This window comes from Acetobacterium sp. (genome assembly GCF_036508315.1).
Lineage (GTDB): Bacteria > Bacillota > Clostridia > Eubacteriales > Eubacteriaceae > Acetobacterium.
Map to the genome: position 1 here is coordinate 1 of NZ_DATCHP010000030.1, position 6,276 is coordinate 6,276.

Annotated in this window: 7 protein-coding genes; all 7 read left to right on the top strand. The window is 41.7% G+C overall.

The features are described 5' to 3' along the window. Positions 1 to 96: 96 nt before the first annotated feature. The gene (locus VIK44_RS04485) at positions 97 to 1,146 is read left to right on the top strand and encodes a sulfate ABC transporter substrate-binding protein (protein ID WP_331552650.1); all 1,050 of its coding nucleotides are present in this window, start codon (positions 97 to 99) and stop codon (positions 1,144 to 1,146) included. Between the two features lie 58 nt (positions 1,147 to 1,204). Beyond that, positions 1,205 to 2,038, top strand: a complete 834-nt coding sequence (gene cysT, locus VIK44_RS04490) for a sulfate ABC transporter permease subunit CysT (RefSeq protein ID WP_331552651.1) — start codon at positions 1,205 to 1,207, stop codon at positions 2,036 to 2,038. An 11-nt stretch (positions 2,039 to 2,049) separates the two neighbouring features. Continuing rightward, the gene (gene cysW, locus VIK44_RS04495) at positions 2,050 to 2,877 is read left to right on the top strand and encodes a sulfate ABC transporter permease subunit CysW (RefSeq protein ID WP_331552652.1); all 828 of its coding nucleotides are present in this window, start codon (positions 2,050 to 2,052) and stop codon (positions 2,875 to 2,877) included. Next, complete coding sequence (locus VIK44_RS04500; protein ID WP_331552653.1) at positions 2,867 to 3,928, top strand: sulfate/molybdate ABC transporter ATP-binding protein; 1,062 nt, start codon at positions 2,867 to 2,869, stop codon at positions 3,926 to 3,928. The genes cysW and VIK44_RS04500 overlap by 11 nt, the downstream gene beginning before the upstream one ends. Positions 3,929 to 3,951: 23 nt before the next feature. Then, a complete protein-coding gene (locus tag VIK44_RS04505; RefSeq protein ID WP_331552654.1) occupies positions 3,952 to 5,637 on the top strand; it encodes an adenylyl-sulfate reductase subunit alpha in 1,686 nt (561 codons plus the stop codon). Further along, positions 5,627 to 5,941: a ferredoxin family protein gene (locus tag VIK44_RS04510; protein WP_331552655.1), complete on the top strand. Its 315-nt coding sequence runs from the start codon at positions 5,627 to 5,629 to the stop codon at positions 5,939 to 5,941. The genes VIK44_RS04505 and VIK44_RS04510 overlap by 11 nt, the downstream gene beginning before the upstream one ends. A 125-nt stretch (positions 5,942 to 6,066) precedes the next feature. After that, positions 6,067 to 6,276: phosphoadenosine phosphosulfate reductase family protein (locus VIK44_RS04515; protein WP_331552656.1), on the top strand; the 210-nt coding region annotated here is incomplete at its 3' end.

Below are 6,276 nucleotides of genomic sequence, written 5' to 3' on the forward strand. Positions count from 1 at the left end.
AATGTATATTCATAGTATTTTACTATGAATTAAAAAGAACGCAAATTAATGAAAGGCTGTCTTCCCATAGAAGACAGGTATGAGAGGAGAAATTGTATGAAAATGAAACAGCTCGGCATTATTTTATTAGTATTAACAATAGGGTTAGGTGGCATTATTGGTTGTACTAAAAATGGAACAGATTCAGCCAGTTCAACACCTGATTATTCAAAACCTGTAGAAATTACCAATGTATCCTATGATCCAACAAGGGAATTTTACGAAGCCTATAATCCGGTATTTGCTAAATACTGGAAAGATAAAACAGGACAGGATGTCACAATTGTTCAGTCTCACGGAGGTTCGGGCACACAGGCTCGTTCTGTTATAGAAGGAAATGAGGCTGATGTAGTGACTCTGGCACTTGGATCTGATGTCACTGCCATTGAAAAAGCTGGACTCATTGATCCCGGCTGGAAGGATGAATTTGCAAACAACAGTGCCCCCTATACATCAACCATTGTTTTCCTGGTTCGCAAAGGAAATCCTAAAAATATTCTCGACTGGGGTGATTTAACCAAAGAAGGTATTGGGGTTATTACACCAAACCCGAAAACTTCCGGAGGCGCGAGATGGAATTATCTGGCAGCCTGGGCCTATGCAAATAAGCTTTATAATGGCGATCAACCAAAAATCAAGGAATATATCAAAGCTCTATACGGGAATGTATTGGTTTTGGATTCTGGGGCAAGAGGGGCAACAACAACCTTTGCAGAAAACGGTCAGGGTGATGTTTTACTTGCATGGGAAAATGAAGCCTATCTGGCAATGAAAGAAAGCCCGGATAAATTTGAGATAATAACACCAAGCATCAGTATTCTCGCAGAACCTTCAGTGGCAGTTGTGGATGAAGTCGCAAAAAATAGAGGAACTCAGGAAGTGGCAAAAGAATATCTTGGTTATCTGTATTCAGATGAAGCCCAGCGAATCGCAGGACAAAATTATTATCGTCCTTCAAATAAAGCCATATTAAGCGAATTTTCCAGCGTCTTTGATTTAAATGTTAATCTTGTGACCATTGATGATCCAATATTTGGCGGTTGGGATAAAGCCCAGGCTACCCACTTTAACGATGGTGGAGTCTTTGATGAAATTTACTCAAAATAAAGTTAAATAGTTTCAAAATCGATTTAAAAAAAAGAACGGAAAAGGCGTGGTGCATAACATGATTGGGTTAAAAAAGAAAAAAAGGGTGATCCCGGGTTTTGGAATTTCTATGGGGATCACAATGACGTTTTTGAGTTTGATCGTGTTGATTCCCATGGTGTCAATTGTAATAACCAGTTCGAAAATGGATATTACCCAGTTCCTTCAGATTATTACGGACCCCCGGATAGTGGCAGGATTTCGGGTAAGCCTTATAAGTGCACTGATTGCGGCGCTGATCAATTGTGCTTTTGGGGTGCTGATTGCCTGGGTCCTGGTACGGTATGATTTTCCTATGAAACGGGTAGTTGACGGTATCATTGAATTACCTTTTGCTCTGCCCACAGCGGTGGCAGGGATTGCCCTTACCGCTTTGTATTCTAATAATGGCTGGATCGGCGGTTTCTTTGCACAATTTGGAATTGCCATATCCTACACCCAAACCGGAATTATATTGGCGATGATTTTTGTCGGTATTCCATTTGTGGTCAGGTCCATCCAGCCGGTTCTGGAAAAATTGGATCCTAAATATGAAGAAGCCGCTTCTATCCTGGGAGCAGGTAGGGGAACCATATTTTTCAGGGTTATCTTTCCGGAAATCATGCCGGCCATGCTGACCGGATTTGGCCTGGCTTTTGCCAGAGCCGTTGGAGAGTATGGCAGTGTGATTTTCATTGCCGGAAATACGCCTTTTAAAACGGAAATTGTACCGCTTTTGATTATGAGTCAGTTAGAACAATTTAACTATGAAGCGGCTACGGCCATAGCATTGGTGATGTTAATAATTTCATTCGCGATCTTATTTTTCATTAATTCCATTCAAGTCTATGCCAGTAAATTTTCCAAAGGATAGGAGGTGGCAAATTGAATATAAAAAAGAATGGCATTCAAATTTTATTAATCAGTATAGCTGTGTTATTTTTGTTCGTTATGTTGATTTTGCCACTGGCTGTGGTGTTAACAAAAGCGATCAGTGATGGCTGGGCTGTTTATGCAGCGGCTTTATCCGATGAATATACCATTAAGGCGTTATCCTTAACCATGCAGGCCACCGTTGTGGCTGTGGTTGTGAACACCGCATTCGGGCTATTTGCGGCATGGACCATTACAAAATATCATTTCAAGGGTAAGCAGCTGATGACAACATTAATTGATATTCCTTTTGCAATTTCTCCAATCATTGCGGGTTTAATATTTTCCCTGACTTTTGGTCGTATGGGTTGGGCAAACGGTATTGAAGATCTCTTGAATATCAAAATTATTTTCGCGGTCCCAGGAATTATAATGGCTACGATTTTTGTAACCTCTCCATTTATTACCAGAGAACTCATCCCGGTTTTAAATGCCCAGGGGACTGAGGAAGAAGAGGCCGCAGCATTAATGGGGGCAAGTGGATTTACTATTTTTCGAAAAGTCACATTTCCTCACATTAAATGGGCTTTGTTGTATGGGATTATTCTATGTACCGCCAGAGCCTTGGGAGAATTTGGGGCCGTGTCAGTTATTTCAGGGCATTTAAGAGGCAAGACCAACACATTGCCACTGCATGTGGAAATTTTATACAATGAATATCAATTTACAGCTGCTTTCGCAGTGGCTTCCATACTTGTAATCATGGCGGTTCTTGTTTTGATTCTTCGAAATATCGTAGAATATATGGGTAAAAAAGAGGGGATTAAAGATGTATCTTGAATTAAATAATATCAATAAAAACTTCGGATCCTATCAGGCATCTAAAGAGGTTTCTTTCGGAGTAGAGAAAGGAAAATTAATTGGCCTGCTGGGTCCGAGCGGCAGCGGTAAAACCACGATTCTGCGCATGATTGCAGGACTGGAAAGCCCGGATAGTGGTGACATTATCCTGGATGGCGTGAAAATAAATGACGTTGCCCCCAGTGAACGCGGCATCGGCTTCGTATTTCAAAGTTATGCATTATTTCGCTATATGACGGTTTATGACAATATCGCTTTTGGATTGCAAATACAAAAGAAAAAGAAAAGTTTCATTAAAGATCGGGTTACCGAACTGATCAGCCTGATCGGTTTGGAAGGCCTTGAAAAACGCTATCCCCATCAACTGTCAGGCGGCCAGAGGCAGCGTATTGCATTTGCCCGGGCATTGGCTCCTAATCCTCAGTTACTCCTGCTGGATGAACCATTTGCGGCTGTGGATGCCAAGGTTCGCCTGGAATTAAGAAGCTGGCTTCGAAAAATGATTGACCGGCTTGGTATTACCAGCATTTTTGTAACCCATGACCAGGATGAAGCCATTGAAGTGGCCGATGAAATCATTGTCACCAACAATGGTAAAATCGAACAAATCGGATCACCCATTGAGATTTACAGAAATCCGGACACACCCTTTGTTGCTCAATTCATTGGACAATCCTCAGTTCTTAAAAATCACGTCGAATTAATCGGATTTGAGAATACAGAAAAGGACCTTAATGCAGTCATTCGACCAGAATACCTGAGTGTTTACAAAATAGGTGAACAGAAACAATATCAATTAGCCCTGGAAGATGGCATTGTGGAATCGGTATTCTATCGCGGGAGTTATCTGGAAATGCAGATAAGGGTGAAAGGCATGCTCTTAACCGCAAACCGTTCACTTACCGAAGCTGAGATTAAAGTCGGGGAAGCGGTCAAGGTGCTGATTTATCGCATTTACTTATTTGACGATCAGTCAACCTATTTAGCACTTAACCAGGCCATAGACGACAAAGACATGTTTTATATTTAATAAAGACAGGAAGTGGACCATCGATGAATACAAAAACCATACAGACTGATTTACTGATTATCGGAGGAGGAACCGCTGGTTGTTTCGGAGCAATCAAAGCTGCTTCAAACTCGGAACTTTCCATTAGTATTTTTGAAAAAGCAAACATTAAACGCAGTGGCTGTCTGGCCGCCGGAGTCAATGCCATTAATGCTTATATTACACCGGGACAAGTACCCCAGGACTATGTTGACTATGCGAAAACTGATGCCGAGGGGATTGTCAGAGAAGATTTATTGTTGTCCATGTCTGAAAAGCTGAATCAGGTGACCCATGATTTAGAAGACATGGGACTGGTCATCTTAAAGGATGAAAACGGCGATTATGTCACCCGGGGAAAACGTAATATAAAAATCAACGGTGAAAACATCAAGCCCTTGTTGGCAGCTGAAGTAGCCAGACACAATAATATTACTGTCTATAATCATGTTAATATTATTGGGTACCTGGTTAAGGATCAGACCATTTATGGTGCCTATGGTTTTGATATTAAGGAAAATGTTTTTTATGAAATTTTTGCTAAAAAAGTAATGTGCGCAACCGGAGGGGCCAGCGGGTTATATCGTCCCAATAATCCCGGATTTTCAAGGCATAAAATGTGGTACCCGCCTTTTAATACCGGCGCAGGCTATGCAATGGGAATATTGGCCGGTGCGGAAATGACGACTTTTGAGATGCGTTTCATTGCCCTTCGCTGTAAGGATACCATTGCCCCGACCGGGACACTGGCCCAGGGGGTGCACGCAAAACAGGTCAATTCCCTGGGAGAAATATATGAAACAAAATACGGAAATACCACATCCCAAAGGGTTTACGGCACTGTCAAAGAAACGGTGAAAGGCCGGGGCCCCTGTTATCTGGAAACCATCGGTATTGGCAAAGAAGCCGAAGAAAGTCTGATGAAGGCCTATCTGAATATGGCTCCCAGCCAAACCCTAAAATGGATGGAAGATCAGGCCGGGCCCAATGAAAATAATGTTGAGATTGAAGGAACCGAGCCTTATATTATGGGCGGGCATACGGCCAGCGGATATTGGGTGGATAACAAACGTGAAACCACTATTAAAGGTTTATTTGCCGCCGGAGATGTTGCCGGCGGATGTCCTCAGAAATATGTGACCGGTGCCCTGGTTGAGGGAGAAATCGCCGCATTGGAAGCTCTAAGACAGATTCAGCAGGAGAAACAGAAACAATCTGAACATACTGATTGCTGGGAAGGTTTTCTGACAAAAAAGAAAAAAGAACTGGAAGCTTATTTTGAAAATGAAACCGGGTTGTTTTCCGTCGAAGACTTGGAAGAAGCCATGCAGAAGGTTATGGATACCTATGCCGGTGGCATCAGCACCCATTATCAATTCAATGAAAATCAGTTGGCAATTGCCAGGGTTAAAATTGAAGAATTGGAAAATCTGACAAAAACATGTCACGTTAGTGACATCCAGGAATTGATGCATTTGTATGAGCTTAAAGAAAGACTGGTTTTATGTCAGTCGGTGATTGCTCATTTAGGCGCAAGAAAAGAAACCCGATGGCATTGTTTTGCCGAGAATCTGAGTTACCCACAAAAAAGCAATGACTGGGAAAAATACGTGAACTCGGTATGGAAAGATGGAAAATTAACGGTTTCTTTCAGAAACCTGGTCGGTAAGGGAGAAATCTATGAGCATTAAAATTAACAAGGCTGCCTGTGTGAGTTGTGGACAATGTCTTGAAGTATGTCCCGGAAATCTGATTCATTTCGACTCCGAGGAAAAAGCTTATATCAAATATCCCAAAGATTGCTGGGGATGTACTTCCTGTGTTAAATCCTGTAAAAAAGAAGCTATTCACTTTTATCTGGGCGCGGATATCGGCGGACGAGGCAGTACGGTTTATACCCAGGACAGTAATGAGATTTTAAAATGGATTATCGAAAAACCGGATAAAACACAGGAAATTATTGAAATCAATAAGAAAAATTCAAACGCGTATTAAGAACAGGTCATTGCGAATCGTTTAAAAACCAGGTAATTTGCGAGCCTGTCAGTTCATCTGAACTGACAGGCGGCTCGGGATACTTTGCAGTCACCGTGATTATTAATTAATAAGAGGAGAAAAAAATGGATCATTTAGACAGTTTGGAAGCACAAAGCATATACATTATCAGAGAAGCCTATAAAAAGTTGGGGAAGCTGGGAATGCTCTGGTCCATCGGAAAGGATTCCACGGTTTTATTGTGGCTGGCAAAAAAAGCCTTTTACGGACACTGTCCATTTCCTTTCATTCATGTGGATACCACCTACAAAATTCCTGAAATGATTACTTACCGG

Excerpts from the sequence above, each read along its gene's own strand:
- VIK44_RS04485 (WP_331552650.1), top strand. The coding sequence starts at position 97 with ATGAAAATGAAACAGCTCGGCATTATTTTATTAGTATTAACAATAGGG.
- cysT (WP_331552651.1), top strand. The coding sequence starts at position 1,205 with ATGATTGGGTTAAAAAAGAAAAAAAGGGTGATCCCGGGTTTTGGAATT.
- VIK44_RS04500 (WP_331552653.1), top strand. The coding sequence starts at position 2,867 with ATGTATCTTGAATTAAATAATATCAATAAAAACTTCGGATCCTATCAG.
- VIK44_RS04505 (WP_331552654.1), top strand. The coding sequence starts at position 3,952 with ATGAATACAAAAACCATACAGACTGATTTACTGATTATCGGAGGAGGA.
- VIK44_RS04510 (WP_331552655.1), top strand. The coding sequence starts at position 5,627 with ATGAGCATTAAAATTAACAAGGCTGCCTGTGTGAGTTGTGGACAATGT.